The sequence below is a fragment of the Propionispira arboris genome, assembly GCF_900109225.1.
Lineage (GTDB): Bacteria > Bacillota > Negativicutes > Selenomonadales > Selenomonadaceae > Propionispira > Propionispira arboris.
Genome location: NZ_FNZK01000008.1, coordinates 38,730 through 57,832 on the forward strand (window position 1 = coordinate 38,730; position 19,103 = coordinate 57,832).

Sequence of the window (19,103 nt, forward strand, 5' to 3'; positions counted from 1 at the left end):
AATTTGAAATTGTTATGTTCAATCGAAACGGTGCTTATTCCATAAATTTTAACTCTTTAATTTTATCAAACATTTTATCGGTAAGAACAAGGTTGGAATTTTGCCAAAGTTCGCGATCTTTTTTTATGGTAGGCGGAAAGATTCGTTGTACTTGAGTCGGAGATCCACTTAAACCATATTTTTTTTCATCTTGATCATCAAAATCAAGCAAAGCAAGTATTTGTATATTTTGTTTTTTTGAAGCCATTTTTTTTATATAGGAGGGCAGTCTTGGTTGGAAAATATCTTTTTCAACGGTCAAAAGGCAGGGAAAATCGACTTGTAAAGTTTCAACATGATGAGGCATGTCCATCTCTACGATAATTGAGGTTTCATTTACCGAAATAATTTTTATAACATTGCAGACACTGGGGATTTTTAGATATTCGGAAATTTCCGGACCAACCTGTGCCGTATCGCCATCTGTTGTTTGCTTGCCGCAGATAATCAAATCAAATTTCCTAAATTTTGTAATTCCCTGTGACAGTGTATAACTTGTAGCTAAAACATCGGACCCACCGAATTTTCGATCTGAGACCAAAGCACCATCATCTGCTCCCATCGCATAGGCTTCATAAATTATAGCTTGTGCTTGTGGAGGACCCATACTGATGACATTAACGGTGCCACCGTATTTTTCTTTTAGGCGCAGAGCAGTTTCTAAAGCATAAAGATCATAAGGATTCATTTTACTATCAACCCCGTTTCGGTTTAAAACACCGGTTGCCGGATCGATTTTTACTTCATTGGTTCCGGGAACTTGCTTAATACAAACTAAAATTTCCATATGCATTCTCCTCCTGGTTTGGTGTAGCCGTTTAAAATATAAGTAAGTGTGTTACACATAAGTAATGTTTATTCAAAATACTTTTTATATTTCAAATATTTATAATAAGATAAAACAATTGAAAACAATCTATAAATTGGTCACACCAATTTTATATTCCCAGTATAGTGCTTCTTTAAAACCCTGTCAATAACTAAATGGTATAAAAAAGTATGTGAATTATTTACTATATTTATAGTATGTGAATAAAATATCTTTCTTCAAATTTATCCTGTAAATACAGGTGTTGAATTAAATATTATTAGTTTTTGAATGAGCATGATCGGATAAATTATTTTCAGGTTTACAAAGTTAATGATTGTTTGTAGAATAGATGAAGATAAGAACTTATGAAAAAATTGAAATAATAATTCGTGTAATTTTACGTCAAGTATTGATAAAAAGGAGTGACACTGCTATGAAGTTAATTAATTTTAAACTAGATGAAGAAATTCGTTTAGGCATTAAGGCAGAGTCTGGAATTATCGATGTTACAAGTTCTGTTGATGATACTTTATTTGCCGCACCGACTACAATGGAACAGGTAATAGTAAGCGGGCAAGCAGGGCTGTCACAGTTAACACAATTGATGAAGCAAAAAGTTCGAATTCTTAGCGAAGAACATTTGATTTATGCACCTTGTCTGATAAAGCCTGAGAAAATTCTTTGTGTTGGTTTGAATTATGTAAGCCATGCGGCTGAATCTAAAATAGATATTCCAGTAGAACCCATCTTATTTAGTAAATTCAATAATGCATTAGCAGCACATCGACAAATCATAAACCTTCCTAAAGTGGCGCAAAAATTTGATTATGAAGCTGAACTTGTTATTGTGATTGGCAAAGAAGCTTCAAATGTTTCAAAGGAAGAAGCTTTATCCTATGTTTTCGGGTATACGACAGGGAACGATTTAAGTGCAAGGGATTTGCAATTTCGGTCAGGTCAATGGTTATTAGGAAAAACATGTGATTATTTTGCTCCCATTGGCCCTTACTTAATAACCGCCGATGGTTTAAATCCAAATAATCTCAATATTACATGTGAAGTAAATGGAGTCGTGCGTCAGGCTGCTAATACACGTGATATGATTTTTGATTGTGCAACGATTATCAGTTATGCATCACAATATATGACATTACAGCCCGGTGATATTATTTTTACGGGGACACCAAGCGGCGTGATATTGGGGTATCCAGAAGCAGGACAAAAATGGCTAAAAGCTGGCGATGAAATCAAAGTTTCGATTGAACGGATTGGAACGTTGCAAAATGTATTAGCTTAAGTAATACAGTGTAGGTTTAAAAGAGAGGCACTTCAGTGCTTCTTTTTGCTTACAAAGATCTTGCACTCAGTATGCTATAAAAATATTTCTGAATTTTTGATTAAATTAAAGGGTTTTGGTTCTTATATGGGAATATAATTCAGTAACAAAGAAAATTGATAATTGAAAGGAGTCTGGCTGTTATGGATTTACATGTAAGAATTACTGAGGGCTCGAATGATGATTTTATCAGACTGGTTAGACTGTTAGATGAAGAATGTCTTGAAATGATTGGGAATGATAAGCTGCAGCATAAACAATTCAAGCAAGCCGATGATGACAGCACAACCGTTGTTGTGGTCTATGACGGAATGACACCAATTGCTTGTGGAAGCTTTAGGAATTATAGTGAGGATACTGTTGAAATGAAGCGGGTCTTTGTCCGAAAAGTATATCGAAATAAAGGGTTAGCGACGAAAGTGATGCATAATTTAGAGAAACTTGCTTTGGCGCAGGGGCGTGCCTATGCTATTTTAGAAACAGGCGGGAAGATTCAAGCAACGGTTGATTTATATAAGCATCTACAGTATGATACAATACATAATTATGGACCATACGAAACGGATATGAATTGTATTTGCATGAAGAAAAAATTGGGATAAAAGCATTTTATAGTTGAGAGAGCATTGTGCTTCAAAGATGAACATGAATAAAAAAGCAGCGATCTCAAGATAACGTTTGAAAATGTTATCTTGAAATCGCTGCTTTTTGTATGAGTTTAAGAATGCGGCAGGGCATGTTCAAATTCAAGGCTCGCTTTTTTATATACATTATGGTGTACCCAAAGCCCATTTACAAATAAAAGGATACTAGTCATGAAAAATACATAACGAATTCCCAAATGAGCGGCGATTTGTCCGCCAAAAACTGCACCAAAAAACATCCCCAGAAACTGGGCTGTTTGGTTATAACTAAAGATCCGTCCCGCAATATCAGATGAAATACTTTGTTTTAACATCGTATTGATAGATGGCAACAGGGCACCGGTTGCAATGCCGACTAAAAAACGCAGTCCCATTAGCTGCCATTCATTGGATACAAAAGCTTGTGGAATAAATAAAAAGCTGGCAGCAAACAAAGCAATTAAAATGACTTTGTGGGCGCCGACTTTATCGGCTAATTTTCCAAGACGCGGTGCGACCAACATACTTGAAAGACCAGATGAGGCAAATACAAGACCGGAAATAAAGGCTAGATGAGCCGTATTTGGCGATAAAGTGCTAATGTAAATGGTGATGACCGGTTCAATCGAAAATAATGCCAGTTGTAAGGTAAATGTAGTAATAAACATAGCGAAAATAAGTTGTTTATCTGGCAGAGTATGACAGATCTCACGAAAACTTAACAGCGGTTTTGTGGTGCGGGTAAAATTTTCTTGAACAAAAAAGAACGTAAGCAGAAAAGCTATTAATAAGAGTGACCCCATCGATAAAAACACAGCCCGGAAGCCGAACATTTCGACTAAGTAACCACCAATTAGCGGTCCTAACAAGGTACCGCCTACGGCTCCGGTTGAAAGTGTTCCAAGTGCCCACCCAGCTTTTTCTTTTGAAGCTTGCGTAGCAATTAATGTGATGGCTCCTGAGTTGAAACCGGAAATGGTACCCATCAACATTCGTAGACCAACAAGCTGATAAACACTTTGGACAAATCCCATGGAAGCCAGAACAATTGACATTCCGAAGCTGGCTCGGAGCAGCATGGGTTTACGGCCATACTTGTCAGCAATCTTCCCCCAGAAGGGTGAAAAAATCGAGGCAATTAAAGTGGTACTCCCAAAAGCAATTCCTGACCACATTTCAATATCGGCTAAGTTATGCATACCAAGCTTATCAATATATAAAGGTAATACCGGTGCGATTTGACTTAAAGCAGCTGAGGTAGCAAACGAGCCAAGCCAACAGATCCATAAATTCCGTTTCCAAATTTCCATATAATTCACCTATTTCTTTGCTGGGGATGTGTGTTCAAGTATTTCAACGCCACTGATAAAGGTGTGGATCAGCTGTAAATAACTATCTTCACGTCCGGCTGGTTTCGTGAACCAGCCGGACGCTTCGAGCGAAACAAATCCGTGCATGATACTGCGCAATCCGCGAACTGCATGGGTTAAATCATCGTCATGAAGATCGTAATGAGATAAAACCGTTCGCAGGATGCCCATTAATTCTTTGGTTACTGCTTTGAAACGTGGGCTTTCTTTATATTCCCAAGCGGATGACATAATTGACTGATATTGTCCAGGATGCTCGTGCGAAAATTGCCTGTAGACAATAGCAATTTCTAAAATGGCATCTTTTTTTGACTTTCCGATAGCGGCAGCTGCCAGTTTTTCTTTTAACTGCATACTAGCAAAAATAACGAGTTCACAGCGTAACTCATCTAAGCTTTCTATATGATTATATAAAGAGGGCTTTTTTATACCGAAATTTTCGGCAATAGCCGTCAACGTTACGGCATCAAAGCCTTTTTCATCAGCAATTGCCGCTGCCATCTCAATGATACGCTGTATATTTAATTTTAAACGCATAGTTCTTTTAGATCCTTTCTAAGGATTAATATATAATGTGTACTAATAAACTAACTATTTATATATTAAAACTAATGATGTTAGTTGTCAAGTTGCTGCGAAAGGGCAGAGGTCTTTTATTTTGATATATAGTGATTTTTTGCTGTTCGGGAAAAGAATGATATAATATAGTAGTATATTATATCAAAAAGGTCGGATTTTATGTCATTAAAAAAACGTTATTTTCTTTTTATTTGTGGTTTATTTTTTATGTCATTAGGAATTTGTCTGATTTTGAAAAGTTCATTAGGAACATCTCCAATATCGAGTATTCCATATATATTAAGTTTGCAGTATTCGTTATCGTTAGGTGAATTTACGTTTATTGTAAATATGGTATTTTTACTTATGCAGCTTTTAATTTTACAGCAGCGTTTTCCTTATATTCAATTTTTACAAATTCCTATGACCATTGTTTTTAGTTGTTTCATTGATTTTGTTATGTTTCTATTAAATAGTTTTATTCCAGAAGTGTATTTCATGAAAATTATTACGTTGATTTTAGGCTGTTTTGCTTTAGCCATGGGGGTTGCTTTACAAATTATTGGTAATGTTGTAATGCTGGCAGGAGAAGGTCTGGTTTATGCTTTTATTACAAGGTGGAATCTTACATTAGGAAAAACTAAAACTTTTTTTGATAGCAGCCTTGTTATTATTGCGGCAGGCTTGTCTTTGTTTTATTTTAAAGAAATTCAAGGTATTCGTGAAGGTACTTTAATTTCTGCGCTGGTTGTTGGCACAATTGCCCGTTTTTATATTCGTAAACTTAGTGTTCCCGATAAGAATGGTCGACTTGTTTTTAGTTTGTCATTTCATAAAAAAGAAAAATGCATAAAATAAATTGTATCAAAACAGACATCTGCCAGAAACTTTTATTTAAGTTTCTGGCAGATGTCTGTTTTGATCTTGGTAAATGATTTTATGGCATATCTTTTTTATAGTATAGATTTCGATATTCAGAGGGAGTCATATGCATATTTTTTTTGAATTGTTTAGAAAAATATGCATTATCTGTGAAACCGATTGTAGTGGCTATAGTATTAACAGGGTCCGTTGTATTAGCGAGTAATTGTTTTGCTTTGCTTAGGCGGATTGATAATAAAAGCTGGAGGGGTGTAATGCCATATTTTCGATTGACGCAGCGAATGATATGTGCTGGATGAAAGGCATATTTTTTGGCGATATCTTTTAGGTGAAATGGTTCTTGATAATGAATAACAAGGTATTCAAAAATTTCTTTACCGAGATCTTGATACGTGTTTTTTATATTGGAATCGCAAATGAAAGTTAGAATGGTATAGAAAATTTGTTGATATTTAAGTTCGGAAATTGTTGATGTGATAATTTTAGTGTTTTGATAGCGGTCAATTTTAACCTGAGCTAGTCTTTTCATATAATCTAAAAATTGGTTTTGTAATTCTTCATTTATTAAGCCATATTGTGGAATGGAAATTTGAAAGTCATCAATTTCATAACATTTTCCATGGCAGTATTCTTTGTTACCAGAATAAACCGTCGTGTCTGAATAATAAAAATCTCTGGTTGAATAGAAATGAATCCAGTAAAATTTTGTTTCTACATCACAGTGTTTATAACCACGATGTAGTCTTTTGGGCGGTAAAATTAAAAATTGTCCCGGCAATACGGTAAAGTGTATTTTATTTTCTTCCATATATAATTTTCCACTTATAACATAAATCAGATCAAAGGTGTGGTCAAGTGTACGACGAGAGTGCGTATCACCTGCTCTAAAGGTAGCTACACCGCCAACAATTAAGTGAGGCAGCGGCGGACAGTTAAAAATAATATACATTTTAGTCCCTCCGGTTAGTTCATTTTGTTATATTAACTAGAATCTCTCAGACTTTATAAAACAGTGTTTGTAAAATTTAGACTATTCAAATTAGTTAGTTATTGGTGAATCACAATACATAAATGTTAATTTTATTATATCAATTATGTCAATATAATTATAGACTATATTGGTATTTTCCATTATGCTGTAACTTTTTATAGGGTATGATTTACATATAATATGGATGCGGCATTATTTTTTAGATATGTATAACGAATGCTTTTTATAATTTGCAAAGTATTGTGAAAAATTCAAAAGAATATGCCGAGTATTCATTACTATCTATATAGAATGCATTAAACATTTTATATGGCAATCATCAGAATGGGGTATAAGGGCACCGTGGCGTTACGTAGGAAGCAAATGATGCCCTATACCCCATTTCTGGCAGACTGATAGACTGAATGTAATTTCTTTAATGCGTTCTATATAAAATTTGAGTTAATAAGGGAGTGGAGATACCATGGCGGAGAAAAAAATTTCGTTTATTAAGGTTCCTCTAAGAGGCCGGCTGGGTTATGCTTTAACAGATGCTAGTGGGAATTTATTGTATTGTATTATTGGTGCCTATTTGTTGTATTTTTTAACGGACGTATATGGTTTATCAATTGCTGTTACCGGAACACTATTATTGGCAACTCGACTATTAGATGCTGTGGATGCACCTGTTTGGGGATTTATCGTAGATCATACAAAATCAAAATATGGTCAAAGCAGACCATATTTTATGTGGTTAGCTATACCTTTTGCACTTTTTATGTGGTTAACGTTTACAACCCCGGGCTTTTCGGGAACGGCAAAAGTAGTTTACATAGCGGTGGTTTATATTTTGGCAGGGATTTTTTATACGGGAATTCAGACTGCGATTACTTCGGTGTTGCCTAATTTAACGAATGATCCAAACGAAAGAGTTATATTGAATACGTTTCGTATGGTAGGTGGTAATATGGGGGCTTTTGTAGCAACAGCTTTTACTTTGCCATTAGTTGCTTTCTTTGGGAATGGCAATGATCAAAAAGGGTTTTCTTTGACTTTAGCTGTTTATGGAATCATCGCAATTGTTTTCTTTTTCATTGCATTTATGAATTTACGAGAAATTAACATCGAAAAAATAAAAAAAATTCCAATCAAACAAAGTATTTTGGCAATCAAAGGGAATTGGCCCTGGATTCTGCTTGTAACCGCGAATTTGATTTTCTGGATCGCTTTAACGATTCGTCAGTCGACATTAGTTTATTATTTACAATATTTCATCGGCAATAAAGATTTAGTTCCGCTGGTGAATGGCTTGACTGTTTTGCAGATTGCCGGAATGGTGTCAATACCTTTTATGGTTAAATTCTCCAATAAATATGGAACAATGATCATTGGATTGATTTTAGCAGCTTTAGGGCATGTGATTATGTTTTTGGCGGGTAATGTTGTTTCTGCATTGGCTGCTGGTTGGATTGTTGCCTCGATTGGCTCTGGGATTGCTTGTTCAATGCCATTTGCGATGCTTTCGGATACGGTAGATTATGGTGAATGGAAAAACGGTATTCGGGCGAGTGGATTTTTAACGGCAATTGGCAGTGCCTTTTGTATTAAGGCTGGTTCCGGCATTGGTGGTTTTATTCCAGCCATGGTTATGGATGCATTTGGATATATACCAAATGTAATACAATCAGCGCAGTCGTTAATGGGGATTCAAATTGTTTTTATCTGGCTGCCGATTTTTATTTTTTTGTTAGGGATTATTCCAATGTGTTTTTATCGTAAATATGAAAAAAATGAAGCACAGATTATTCGTGAGATTGCATAGTAAAGAAGATATCGACAGATCGAGAGAGTTTGTATTTATAGAAATTTATGGAAATGGGTGAATAAAATGAGTTCTATGCATTTAAATCATGTAAAAATAACAGATCCATTTTGGTTGCATTATATGGATTTGATTCGTACTGAAATGATTCCTTATCAATGGTCGGTGCTAAATGACAAAGCAGATATTATCATTGAAAAAGAAAGAGATGCAGACTATATCCCCTCTGATAAAAGTCATGCAATTGAAAATTTCAAAATTGCTGCCGGACTTAAAAAAGGGCATCATTACGGAATGGTATTTCAAGATAGTGATGTTTATAAATGGCTGGAGGCTGTAGCGTATTCTTTGCAGCAGGTGCCTGACGATGCGTTGCAAAAAATTGCGGATAGCGTAATTGATTTATTGGCACAAGCACAAGAAACGGATGGATATTTGAACACCTATTTTACAATTGAAGATCCAAAACGCAGATTTAAAAGACTCTATCAAAGTCATGAACTTTATTGTGCTGGGCATTATATCGAAGCTGGTGTGGCATATTATAGTGCAACGAAAAGTCAAAAAGCTTTAGACATTGCTTGTAAATTGGCAGATTGTATTCGTGCTGCGTTTGGTGATGGAAAAGGGCAAATTCAAGGTTATGATGGGCATGAAGAAATTGAAATAGCATTGCTTCGTTTATATGAAGTGACAGGTAACAAGAATTATTTAGAGCTTAGTAAATTTTTCTTATATGAACGAGGCAAAAATCCAGATTTTTTCAAAGACCAAGTCAAGGCAGATCCAAATAAAAAACCATTAATTGAGGGGATGGATCAGTTTAAAGCCAGTTATTATCAGGTTCATAAACCTGTTCTAGAGCAGGATACTGCAGAGGGACATGCTGTCAGGGTAACGTATCTGTGTACAGCGATGGCGAATCTGGCATACTTAAATCAGGATGAAAAAATGTTGGAAGTTTGTCATCGCTTATGGGATAATATCGTTCATAAACGTATGTATATTACGGGTGCTATCGGTTCGACTGTTATTGGCGAGGCTTTTACAGCCGATTATGATTTACCAAATGATACGATGTATGGTGAAACTTGCGCCTCAGTTGGAATGATTTTTTTTGCGACGAATATGTTAAAAAATGAGCGCAAAGCGGAATATGCAGATGTGATGGAACGAGAATTATATAATATCGCGCTTAGCGGGATGGCGCTCGATGGAAAACATTTCTTTTATGTTAACCCATTAGAAGTTGTACCTGAATATAGCAAAAAAGATCCTGGTAAGAGTCATGTGAAATTGACTCGTCCAGCATGGTTTGGTTGTGCTTGCTGTCCGACGAATCTGGCAAGATTATTGACATCACTAGATCGGTATGCATATACAATTCATGATCAGAGTATTTACACCAATCTGTATTTGACGAATCAATCGAATATTGATATTGATGGACAAAAAATAAGGATTGAGCAAATTACAAACTATCCATGGGAAGGCACGGTACAATTTTCAATCCATACGAATCAGGCGGTACGGTTCTCTTTTGCTCTCCGAATTCCAAATTGGTCCAAGACATATTCCATTTTCATTAATGGGGAACGGCATACAGGAAAGATCGTGAATGGTTATGTAAGTCTGGATCGCCAATGGAATGATGGTGATACCATCGTGCTGGAATTGGATATGAAAATTCATTTATGGACAGCTAATCCCCATGTGAGATCAGATTTAAATAAAGTCGCTGTGCAGCGGGGACCTATTGTATATTGTGCAGAAGGTAAAGATAATGGTTCTGATTTGCAGCTTATTCATTTTACAGAGCAGACAAAATTCCAATACCAATTTGCAGCAAATCAATTTAATGGTGTTGGCATCATCACGGCGAATGCAGAAAAAATGAAAATTGATTCACAGTGGGAACAAACACTGTATCGTGAAGCTGTAAAACAGGAATTTTCTCCGATAACACTTACGTTAATTCCATATTACTGCTGGGCGAATCGGGGCGAAAATGAAATGTTGATTTGGTTTCATAAGAAATAAAAATAGATTTAATTTTATAAGCAGCGCAAGTATCAGCCGCATTTTAAAGTGCGGCTGATTTCTTTTTTTAGATAAAACAATACTTTGTGGCTTGCCTTTGCGAAACTTTTTTGCTGTGAGCTATAGTGTATGTTTAAATTTTTATACTGCATGCACAAGTCATAATAATTTTCGCATTTTTGCTGACAAATTTACAAATTTAGATGTAAAATGGTAGAGAGTCAGGGATGATATCGGTAAAGGTCAAAATATAGAGGATTATATGATTTTTAATGACTATATTATATAGAGAATCGAGTGTAATGAATTGTGCAGCGTGGCAAGTTTTGTTCTTGGGAAAAATATATAGGAGTGATTGGCACCATCGGGTTCTTTTGGCTCAGCTTCGGTTTAAGTGGAAGAACTATAGCAGCGATTGATCTTGAACCGGATACTAGTGCTTTTACTGCTACAGTAGAGAATCGGGTGCCTTCGTTGGTTGCCAAAGATGGATTGGTTTTACAAGTTAAGCTGCGGGAAGGTAAGCGCCCTTATAATTTTTTATTGGATACAGGGGCGGAAATTAGTGTACTTGACAGTGCCATCGTTCAGGATTTAGCCTTGAATAGGCTTTTGGATTTAGAAAGTCATGATTTTGCCGGAAACAGTAAAAAGGTAACACTTTATCAGTCAAAATCATTGACGGTAGGCAGTGCGACGATTTACAATGTGCCAATTTTAAGTGTAGATATGAAATTTTTACAAACTACTTATGGTATACCAATTGATGGACTTTTGGGGTATGATTTTCTCAAACATTTTGTCGTAAACCTTGACTATAAAAATCACCAGGTGATTTTTAGTAGAACAAATCATGTGTCGATACCAAGTGATGTGCTGAGGGCAACGATGCATAAAAATTATTTTGCTGTAACTTTGCCAATTACAATTGATCATATGCCGATGGATGTTTTGCTTGATACAGGAGCGATGGGGGAAGCGTTTGCAGCCCCAAATGATCTGCTTGAAAAATGCAAGGTCAAGATTTATAGTAAGGGTGGTATTGTTGCTGGTGCCTTCGGTTATTCAGCGCGCGATATTATGGCGAAGGCAGAGGTTCGCGTGGGCAAATACACTTTTAAGAATACGAGTATTATGTCCTCACAGCTGCCGCTGGCAGGTCATAAATTTTTAGCAAAATTTAATGTGATTTTGGATTATCCTGAACAAAAAGCGTGGCTTATTCCAAATGGTAAAGTTTTACTGCCGAAAGATTCATATCATACGGGTTTGGGCCTCGTGTCTGATGCGAACGGATTTTTAGTCGTTCGTGGTATATGGGAAGGGTCGCCGGCTGATGTTGCTGCTATTGGTGTTGGCGATCGAATTTTAGCCATCAATGGAATTAAAACGCCAGCCCAAACGGAAGCGTATTGGCGGATCATCCTACATGACGATAAAATAAAAACGTTAGAAATGGTAATTCAAAATTCAGCAGGGATACGGACCATAACGTTGAAAAAATGTAATTTGTTTGCAGTTCATCGAGTAAAAACGCTAAAACGATAGATATATCTTGTATATAGCAATATAGGGCAGGCTTTTGCCAATGATTCGCTTAAATAGAGGTATTTCCGATAGCGTCGGCGAAAACATAAAATATAGGAATGATTTTAGGGAGAGGATCTTCATTGCTTTGTCTGCCAATTCTAAGAATTGGTATAGAGCAGTTAGAAGATCCTTCTTTATCATGTTTATGCACTCGAATATAAATAGTGTAAAAAATTTTTTATTTTCATGCAGAATGAGGGTGGTAAAAAACTGATACATTACAGCAATAACAGGAGGATTAGAATGGAAAAAATAAGAGTTGGGTTTTTTGGCTTTGGTAAAACAGGAAAAGTGGTTGCGAATGAATTTTTAAGTGATCCTTTGTTTACACTAACGTGGGTGGTTCGTCGAAGTCAAGTCGATCATCAGAAATATGCCAGTCATATGCTGGGGCATGAATTTGCTGCTGGCGAAATTTTTGCGGCAACGGATGTTAATGAAGACTTTTTTTTAGCGCGCCCGGTAGACATCATTGTAGATTTTTCCGATTCTACAGGAGTACGTTTATACAAAAAAGCCGCACAGATGGGAATTCCGATTATATCGGCTATTTCTAAATATGAACCACAAGATTTAGAACTTTTACAGTCGTATATAAAATTGACACCAGTACTTTATTCGCCCAATATTACATTAGGTATTAATGTCGTAATGGTAGCTGCGCAAATTTTACAGAAAATAGCCCCACATGCGGATATTGAAATCGTTGAAGAACATTTTAAAGGTAAAACAGAAATATCGGGGACGGCTCAAAAAATTGCCAGTGTGCTTAACCTGGAACCGGAGCATGTCAATTCTATTCGTGTAGGTGGAATTGTGGGGCATCATGAAATTATTTTTGGTATGCCTTATCAAATCATTCGTCTATCACATCAAAGTATAAATCGGGCGGCTTTTGGGCAAGGGGCTATTTTTGGTGCAAAATTTCTTATTGGAAAACCTCCGGGCATGTATACAATGGAAACAATTATCGCGGAAATGTTTAGACAAAATATTCCAGTGTATTGAAGCTGCAGTGGCTTTTGTTTTATGAACTGGTATTGCAGGGATAAAAAAGTTATAATGAGGAAAAGAGACTTTTATAAATACATATCATTTTAGTGAAATATATATAATGCATTAAAGAAATTGCATCTAGCTAGGCTGCCAGGAAAGGGGTATAGGGCATCGTTTGCTTCCTCCGTAACGCCACTCAACCCTATACCCCTTTTCTGACGATTGCCATATAAAATATTTAATGCAACTTATACAGGTGATTTATTTATACAGTTTAGACGTACAGGTCTAACAGATTCGATGAGGAAGTGTTTTTATGCCAGTAGCTGCTCCAACCCCACCAACAAAACCAGCACCGCTTGAGCTGATGCCATCTCATTCAATGTCATCGAGCAATTCTGATGCGAATACGACTCCTTCCAAGCAAGTTAATACTCCGGTGAATCCTGAAATTGCCGGAGCGGTTAAAAAAATAGAATCAGTGCAAAAAGCACTGCAGGGTGGTCCGGTCGTAAAAAGTAAAGATGGCGCAAAGGTAAATACAGAGGAAGCAGTGCCGGCTAAAACAAATAAAATACAGGCATTTTTAACGGATTCTGATGCTGATACCACACAGACGACCACGCAAGCGACGATGGAAAAAACACCTGTGTCTAGTAAACCGACGGCGCTGAATTATTCACCTTTTGTGGCGATTGTTGTCTTGGTTGCTGTTTTTCTAACTGGCTTACGGCTAGTGAAAAATCAGCAGAAGAAAAAAACGGTGCCTGCACCGCTTTCGCAGCAGCATCTGGAGGCAGAACCTGTGCCGCAGAGTCTGATGGCGGCGAAACTTCCGTTACCGAAGAAACGCAAGAAATTTGAAGTTAAAATCTAAAAAAATCTCCATTCACCGAAATATTGTGAATGGAGATTTTTTTAGATTTATGTTTGAGCAAGTGTTATGTTTGATTAAATTTGTTGTCAGTGTTACGATGCATATAAGAATTAAAAAATAAAAAAGTAGATTTATTTTTTTAGGAGGATTCGTATGAATCAGGTTATGGAATTATTAAAAAAACATGCTTCGGTTCGAAAATTTAAAGACCAGGTCGTCGATGAAAGTTTGCTGGCGGATATAATCCAATCGAGCCAATATGCATCAACGTCAAATCATATTCAAGCTTATACGGTGATTCATATTAAGGATCAAGCAAAGAAGACGAAACTAGCTTCTTTAGCAGGTGAACAAAGTTATGTAGAAGAATGTCCGGTTTTTCTCGTTTTTTGTGCAGATTTAAATCGTTTGGGAAAAGCTTGCAGTATGAATCATGAAACGATTGAAAGTAGTTTAACGGAACTGTTTATTATGGCAACAGTCGACGTGGCGCTACTTGCGCAAAATGTCATGATTGCTTCTGAATCAGCAGGTTTAGGCGGAGTATATATCGGAGGAATACGGAATAATCCGCAGGAAGTTTGTGATTTGCTTAAAATTCCCCAGCTTGTATATCCTGTATTCGGCATGTGCCTTGGGTATCCGAAAAAAGTAAATAACACAAAACCTCGTCTGCCCCTATCACTTGTTTTAAAAGAAGATGAATATTCAACGCAGGAAGATATGGTTAAATTGCAAGAATATGATGAAGTTATTCGCCAGTATTATCGAGATCGAACCAACAATGAACGCAGTAATAGCTGGACTGAAGGGATTGCGGCATTCCTCAAACAAAAACAGCGCCCGCATATGAAGGGGTTTTTAGAAAAACGTGGGTTTGAAATGAAATAAACATTCGTTTGTGTATTACGTTGATTGCAATTTACTTTTGTAAATTGCAATTTTTTCTTCAAGATTGCCAAGATTTGTTTCCCATTTTTCTTTTTCAACGGTTGCTTTTAGCTTTTGCTTTTCAAGAATTTCCAGTCTTTGTGCTATGCTAGAATCACCTTGATAGCGTAATAATGCGTATTTTGTGATATCTTTAATGGACATTCCCGTATTTTTTAGCTTTTTGATAAACAATATCCAGGCAATATCATCTGTTGTATAAAACCGCCGACCAGATTTATCACGGTGTACAATTAATAAATTTTCTTTTTCATAGTAACGTAATGTCGGGGCACTTAAGTCGATTAATTTAGAAAATTGTCCGATAGAATAATTCATATAAAATACCTCTTGACTTAAAGTTAACTTTAAGAGTTACAATTTGATTATAACAAATACAGGAGGTTTTAACAATGGAATTAAATCGTTTTGAAAAAGGGTTAAACAAATTGGCTGAGGTAGATGGTAATGCAGGAGAGCAGGTTATTGCAGCGCTCGATGATATCGCTCCAGATTTAGGAAAATACATCGTAGAATTTGCTTTTGGTGATATTTACTGCCGGGAAACTTTGGATTTAAAAGAACGAGAAATGATTACTTTAGCGAGTTTATTGACACTCGGGGGCTGTGAAGCACAGCTTAATGTTCATATTAATGGTGCATTAAATGTAGGTATTGCACCGGAGAAAATCATTGAAATCTTCATTCAGTGCATTCCCTATACAGGTTTTCCCCGAGTTTTAAATGCGGTTGGTGTTGCAAGAAAAGTGTTTGTCGATCGAAACATCCGTGTGGCGAAAATTAATTCGTAAGTTATAATAATATTTTGCAGTTTACCATACACAAATATTCAAATTATTCTACATCATATATTGGACCTGTTAGAAAATATGTAAGTTTTCTGACAGGTCATTTTTGCTTTTATCATATCTCGTGCCGATAATGGTATTTAATGGTATAATAAACAGGATATATGAAATTATAATTTTATACGGTATAGACTTTGAGATTTAAATTAGGTATGGTTGGAATATTAATTTTGATAGCAAAAGTAGGGGATTGAATATGAATTTAGAAGAGCTGATTAACAAACATAAAAGTTCTTTAAATCAGACGGATATGGTGATTTGGAAATATATTTTTAATCATAAGCAAAAATGTCGGCATATGTCAATTCATGATTTGGCAAAGGAATGCTGTGTGTCGAGTACGACGGTTGTGCGGTTTGCCAAGAAGCTTTCGCTCGATGGGTTCAGTGATCTAAAGGCTGTATTGAAAATGGAAGAAGAAGGTTTTTTGAATGATGAAAAAGATGTTTTAGAAGCGATTGCAACTTTTTATCATCATAGCTGGCGTGAATTGGTGAAACGTAATTTTGATGATGCCAGTAAACTGATGTATCGTGCTAAACGTGTTTTTGCCTATGCATCAGGATACGTACAAAGCAACGTTGTTCAAGAAATAAAGCGTTTATTTTTTTATGATGATGTATTGGTTTACGAAGTTAAAGGAAAAGAAGAGTTTCATTCTTTAAATCGAATTTTGACACCGGATGACTTGGTAATCATTGTTTCTTTGAGTGGCGAGACACCCTTGGCTGTTGAATTTGCGCAGACCTTGCAGCTTAAAGAAGTTCCCCTCATATCGATTACGCGTTTGCATGATAATTCACTAGCGAGTTTGAGTACCGAAAATTTATACATTACACCGGCAATTTTCCAACTTTATGAAGTCGGTGAAAATAAAAAACCATATCAATCGATGATGCCTTATTTTTTGTTAATTGAGATATGGTATGTGAAATACAAATTGTATCGAAAAAATAAAATCAAATGACATAAAATGAAAACTGCTTTCGCTGCTGTCGAGAGCAGTTTTTATGTTTTTTATCCGGATGTACCAAAGTACATAAAATGTACTTTGGTACGGTTTTGTGTCAACAAGCCATAATGCCTTGAATCTATTGAATGCAACAACATAAGAGGTTATTATAAAAACCAAGATATCTTAACACGGTTTCCTGTGTTGGTTTGGTTTTGTGTCATGACAAAATTATTTTATTGAATTTATCAGAATTGGAGCGCTGCAGCAATTAAAAATTCACAAAATTCTCATTATGCAACGTGAGTCTGTCAGCTATGAAATTGGAGGAGGTATGGTTATGGTAATCAATAAGGACGTTGTCATGCAAAATGTACAGTGTTTTGGCGGAGCGATGTTTACGCCTGTTATATTATTTTCATTCTTTGGTATTATGGTCTCGTTATCGATTATTTTTAAAAATCCCGATATTGTGGGTTCCCTGGCCGATAAGGGAAGTCTCTGGTATGCAGTTTGGTATGTAATTGAACAAGGTGCCTGGACTGTTTTTGCGCAGATGCCATTGTTATTTGCACTTTCTCTGCCTATTGGGTTAGCTAAAAAAAATCAGGCTAGAGCCTGTATGGAAGCTTTTGTAATCTATGTAGTATTCAATTATTTTGTCTCAGGAATACTGACATTAGCGGGTCCATTTTTTGGTGTCGATTATAGTCTGAACGCCGGCGGTGGAACGGGATTGGCAATGATTGCTAATATTAAAACACTTGATATTGGGATGCTGGGAGCAATTTTGATTTCAGGGATCACAGTGTGGCTGCATAATAGACTTTTTGATGTTGATCTTCCTGATTACTTAGGTATTTTTAAAGGATCGTCACTCGTCGTTGCCGCAGGATTTTTTTTGATGTTGCCCGTAGCTTATTTTTTCTGCCTGATTTGGCCAGGGATCCAGCATGCGATTGGCACATTTCAGGAATTCTTAAAAGCGAGTGATGCCATTGGAGTCTGGCTCTATACATTTTGTGAACGAATTTTGATTCCGACAGGGCTTCATCACTTTATTTATACGCCATTTATTTTTGGCCCAGCCATCGTTGATGGTGGCATACAACAATATTGGTTGCAGCATTTACAAGATTTTGCAACTTCGTCGCATTCGTTAAAAGAAATGTTCCCAGGAGCAGGGTTTTCGCTGCATGGATCTTCAAAAATATTTGGTATTCCAGGGATTGCCCTGGCGATTTACGCGACAGCTAAACCAGCAAAAAAGAAAGCCGTTGCAGGTCTTTTAATACCAGCAACGATTACAGCTGTTGTCTGCGGGATTACCGAACCACTTGAATTTACCTTTTTGTTTGTAGCACCAGTACTGTTTCTGGTACATGCTTTGCTGGCCGCAACACTGGCCGCAACACTGTTTATGTTTGGTGTAGTTGGATCGTTTGGCGGGGGCCTGATTGATGCTGTTGTGCAAAACTGGGTACCGTTATTTAAATATCATTCCACAACTTATATTATACAAATAGTAGTGGGGTTAAGTTTCACGGCAATCTACTTTTTTGTATTTCGTTATCTTATTTTAAAAAATGATTATAAAACTCCAGGTCGTACCGATGAGGATGAAAAATTGTATTCCAAGGCGGAGTACAAAGCAAAAAAAGCCTTGGAAGGGAAAATGGGCGAAAATGTCAAGATCGATGAACGTGATCTTAAAGCAGCCGTTTTTCTTGAAGCACTAGGCGGTAAAAATAATATTAAAGATGTCACAAATTGTGCAACGCGTCTACGAGTGACTGTTGTTGATGATGCTTTAGTTAAAAGTGTCAGCACTTTTACCAAAGCAGGTGCCCATGGTTTAGTGAAAAATGGACATGCCATTCAGGTCATTGTAGGATTGTCCGTTCCACAAATCAGAGAACGTTTTGAGGCATTGTTGCAAGATAAGATGGCCGAAGATGTCATTTCCGGTACAGAAAAATCGACGATGTTAAAAGCGTTTGTCAGTGGCAAAGTTATACCTATCACACAGGTTCCCGATGAAATGTTTTCCCAAAAAATGATGGGTGACGGTGTTGCTGTATATCCACAAACTGAACTTGTAACAGCGCCAGCTGATGGTGAAATCACAATGGTTATGGAAGGTTCAGGCCATGCAGTTGGAATGCGACTGGAAAGTGGTGTGGAGCTTTTGATCCATATTGGGCTTGATACAGTCAAGATGGAAGGCCGCGGTTTTCAGGTTAAGGTTAAAGCCGGACAAAAAGTTAAAGCTGGAGAAGAATTGGTTAAATTTGATAAAAATCTTATTGAGCAGGAAGGATATTCGTCGCTTGTTATTTTAGCGGTTACAAATTCTACAGAATATCCATTTATGAAATTATCAGCGGGTATGACGGCAAAAGTGAATGAAACCGTTATAGCTACATTTTAAAAGGAGG

17 protein-coding genes are annotated in these 19,103 nt (G+C 36.5%); 12 read left to right on the forward strand and 5 right to left on the reverse strand.

Annotation, left to right across the window (positions count from 1 at the left end):
* Positions 1 to 34: 34 nt before the first annotated feature.
* On the reverse strand, positions 35 to 826 hold the full coding sequence (locus tag BMY14_RS09300; RefSeq protein ID WP_091831115.1) for an electron transfer flavoprotein subunit beta/FixA family protein: 792 nt from the start codon (positions 824 to 826) through the stop codon (positions 35 to 37).
* Positions 827 to 1,283: 457 nt separating this feature from the next.
* Here BMY14_RS09300 and BMY14_RS09305 point away from each other — a divergent pair, with 457 nt between their 5' ends.
* Both BMY14_RS09305 and BMY14_RS09310 read left to right on the forward strand, forming a co-directional pair.
* On the forward strand, positions 1,284 to 2,147 hold the full coding sequence (locus BMY14_RS09305; RefSeq protein ID WP_091831117.1) for a fumarylacetoacetate hydrolase family protein: 864 nt from the start codon (positions 1,284 to 1,286) through the stop codon (positions 2,145 to 2,147).
* 182 nt (positions 2,148 to 2,329) lie between these two features.
* On the forward strand, positions 2,330 to 2,788 hold the full coding sequence (locus BMY14_RS09310) for a GNAT family N-acetyltransferase (RefSeq protein WP_091831119.1): 459 nt from the start codon (positions 2,330 to 2,332) through the stop codon (positions 2,786 to 2,788).
* A gap of 116 nt (positions 2,789 to 2,904) precedes the next feature.
* Here BMY14_RS09310 and BMY14_RS09315 read toward each other — a convergent pair whose 3' ends face one another.
* Positions 2,905 to 4,119: a multidrug efflux MFS transporter gene (locus BMY14_RS09315; protein WP_019552206.1), complete on the reverse strand. Its 1,215-nt coding sequence runs from the start codon at positions 4,117 to 4,119 to the stop codon at positions 2,905 to 2,907.
* A 9-nt stretch (positions 4,120 to 4,128) separates the two neighbouring features.
* Positions 4,129 to 4,716, reverse strand: coding sequence for a TetR/AcrR family transcriptional regulator (locus tag BMY14_RS09320; protein WP_091831121.1), 588 nt, complete (start codon positions 4,714 to 4,716; stop codon positions 4,129 to 4,131).
* A 201-nt stretch (positions 4,717 to 4,917) separates the two neighbouring features.
* On the opposite strand from BMY14_RS09320, the gene BMY14_RS09325 reads away from it, so the two are divergent.
* The gene (locus BMY14_RS09325) at positions 4,918 to 5,595 is read left to right on the forward strand and encodes a YczE/YyaS/YitT family protein (protein ID WP_091831122.1); all 678 of its coding nucleotides are present in this window, start codon (positions 4,918 to 4,920) and stop codon (positions 5,593 to 5,595) included.
* A 79-nt stretch (positions 5,596 to 5,674) separates the two neighbouring features.
* Here the strand turns inward: BMY14_RS09325 and BMY14_RS09330 are convergent, their stop codons facing one another.
* Positions 5,675 to 6,568: a helix-turn-helix transcriptional regulator gene (locus tag BMY14_RS09330; protein ID WP_091831124.1), complete on the reverse strand. Its 894-nt coding sequence runs from the start codon at positions 6,566 to 6,568 to the stop codon at positions 5,675 to 5,677.
* Between the two features lie 505 nt (positions 6,569 to 7,073).
* On the opposite strand from BMY14_RS09330, the gene BMY14_RS09335 reads away from it, so the two are divergent.
* The 6 genes from BMY14_RS09335 to nfsA all read left to right on the forward strand — a co-directional run bounded on the left by BMY14_RS09335 (position 7,074) and on the right by nfsA (position 14,805).
* A complete protein-coding gene (locus BMY14_RS09335; RefSeq protein WP_091831126.1) occupies positions 7,074 to 8,411 on the forward strand; it encodes a glycoside-pentoside-hexuronide (GPH):cation symporter in 1,338 nt (445 codons plus the stop codon).
* 66 nt (positions 8,412 to 8,477) lie between these two features.
* A complete protein-coding gene (locus BMY14_RS09340; protein ID WP_091831128.1) occupies positions 8,478 to 10,451 on the forward strand; it encodes a glycoside hydrolase family 127 protein in 1,974 nt (657 codons plus the stop codon).
* Positions 10,452 to 10,802: 351 nt separating this feature from the next.
* Positions 10,803 to 11,999, forward strand: coding sequence for a retropepsin-like aspartic protease (locus BMY14_RS09345; RefSeq protein WP_177177535.1), 1,197 nt, complete (start codon positions 10,803 to 10,805; stop codon positions 11,997 to 11,999).
* A gap of 285 nt (positions 12,000 to 12,284) precedes the next feature.
* On the forward strand, positions 12,285 to 13,049 hold the full coding sequence (locus BMY14_RS09350; RefSeq protein ID WP_091831132.1) for a 4-hydroxy-tetrahydrodipicolinate reductase: 765 nt from the start codon (positions 12,285 to 12,287) through the stop codon (positions 13,047 to 13,049).
* 304 nt (positions 13,050 to 13,353) lie between these two features.
* A complete protein-coding gene (locus tag BMY14_RS09355) occupies positions 13,354 to 13,914 on the forward strand; it encodes a hypothetical protein (protein ID WP_091831133.1) in 561 nt (186 codons plus the stop codon).
* A gap of 153 nt (positions 13,915 to 14,067) precedes the next feature.
* Entirely contained in the window at positions 14,068 to 14,805 is a 738-nt protein-coding gene (gene nfsA, locus BMY14_RS09360; RefSeq protein WP_091831135.1) for an oxygen-insensitive NADPH nitroreductase, read from the forward strand.
* A gap of 15 nt (positions 14,806 to 14,820) precedes the next feature.
* Here the strand turns inward: nfsA and BMY14_RS09365 are convergent, their stop codons facing one another.
* The gene (locus tag BMY14_RS09365) at positions 14,821 to 15,183 is read right to left on the reverse strand and encodes a MerR family transcriptional regulator (protein WP_091831137.1); all 363 of its coding nucleotides are present in this window, start codon (positions 15,181 to 15,183) and stop codon (positions 14,821 to 14,823) included.
* Between the two features lie 74 nt (positions 15,184 to 15,257).
* Between BMY14_RS09365 and BMY14_RS09370 the strand changes: the two genes are divergently transcribed.
* The 3 genes from BMY14_RS09370 (at position 15,258) to BMY14_RS09380 (ending at position 19,096) form a co-directional block, all read left to right on the forward strand.
* The gene (locus tag BMY14_RS09370; protein ID WP_091831139.1) at positions 15,258 to 15,656 is read left to right on the forward strand and encodes a carboxymuconolactone decarboxylase family protein; all 399 of its coding nucleotides are present in this window, start codon (positions 15,258 to 15,260) and stop codon (positions 15,654 to 15,656) included.
* A gap of 253 nt (positions 15,657 to 15,909) precedes the next feature.
* Positions 15,910 to 16,680, forward strand: a complete 771-nt coding sequence (locus BMY14_RS09375) for a MurR/RpiR family transcriptional regulator (protein WP_019552218.1) — start codon at positions 15,910 to 15,912, stop codon at positions 16,678 to 16,680.
* Positions 16,681 to 17,005: 325 nt separating this feature from the next.
* Entirely contained in the window at positions 17,006 to 19,096 is a 2,091-nt protein-coding gene (locus BMY14_RS09380) for an alpha-glucoside-specific PTS transporter subunit IIBC (RefSeq protein ID WP_091831141.1), read from the forward strand.
* The last annotated feature ends 7 nt before the right edge of the window (positions 19,097 to 19,103 follow it).

What these genes read in the sequence shown, in the direction of transcription:
- BMY14_RS09300 (WP_091831115.1), bottom strand. Translation starts at nt 826, where the DNA reads ATGGAAATTTTAGTTTGTATTAAGCAAGTTCCCGGAACCAATGAAGTA.
- BMY14_RS09305 (WP_091831117.1), top strand. Translation starts at nt 1,284, where the DNA reads ATGAAGTTAATTAATTTTAAACTAGATGAAGAAATTCGTTTAGGCATT.
- BMY14_RS09310 (WP_091831119.1), top strand. Translation starts at nt 2,330, where the DNA reads ATGGATTTACATGTAAGAATTACTGAGGGCTCGAATGATGATTTTATC.
- BMY14_RS09315 (WP_019552206.1), bottom strand. Translation starts at nt 4,119, where the DNA reads ATGGAAATTTGGAAACGGAATTTATGGATCTGTTGGCTTGGCTCGTTT.
- BMY14_RS09320 (WP_091831121.1), bottom strand. Translation starts at nt 4,716, where the DNA reads ATGCGTTTAAAATTAAATATACAGCGTATCATTGAGATGGCAGCGGCA.
- BMY14_RS09325 (WP_091831122.1), top strand. Translation starts at nt 4,918, where the DNA reads ATGTCATTAAAAAAACGTTATTTTCTTTTTATTTGTGGTTTATTTTTT.
- BMY14_RS09330 (WP_091831124.1), bottom strand. Translation starts at nt 6,568, where the DNA reads ATGTATATTATTTTTAACTGTCCGCCGCTGCCTCACTTAATTGTTGGC.
- BMY14_RS09335 (WP_091831126.1), top strand. Translation starts at nt 7,074, where the DNA reads ATGGCGGAGAAAAAAATTTCGTTTATTAAGGTTCCTCTAAGAGGCCGG.
- BMY14_RS09340 (WP_091831128.1), top strand. Translation starts at nt 8,478, where the DNA reads ATGAGTTCTATGCATTTAAATCATGTAAAAATAACAGATCCATTTTGG.
- BMY14_RS09350 (WP_091831132.1), top strand. Translation starts at nt 12,285, where the DNA reads ATGGAAAAAATAAGAGTTGGGTTTTTTGGCTTTGGTAAAACAGGAAAA.
- BMY14_RS09355 (WP_091831133.1), top strand. Translation starts at nt 13,354, where the DNA reads ATGCCAGTAGCTGCTCCAACCCCACCAACAAAACCAGCACCGCTTGAG.
- nfsA (WP_091831135.1), top strand. Translation starts at nt 14,068, where the DNA reads ATGAATCAGGTTATGGAATTATTAAAAAAACATGCTTCGGTTCGAAAA.
- BMY14_RS09365 (WP_091831137.1), bottom strand. Translation starts at nt 15,183, where the DNA reads ATGAATTATTCTATCGGACAATTTTCTAAATTAATCGACTTAAGTGCC.
- BMY14_RS09370 (WP_091831139.1), top strand. Translation starts at nt 15,258, where the DNA reads ATGGAATTAAATCGTTTTGAAAAAGGGTTAAACAAATTGGCTGAGGTA.
- BMY14_RS09375 (WP_019552218.1), top strand. Translation starts at nt 15,910, where the DNA reads ATGAATTTAGAAGAGCTGATTAACAAACATAAAAGTTCTTTAAATCAG.
- BMY14_RS09380 (WP_091831141.1), top strand. Translation starts at nt 17,006, where the DNA reads ATGGTAATCAATAAGGACGTTGTCATGCAAAATGTACAGTGTTTTGGC.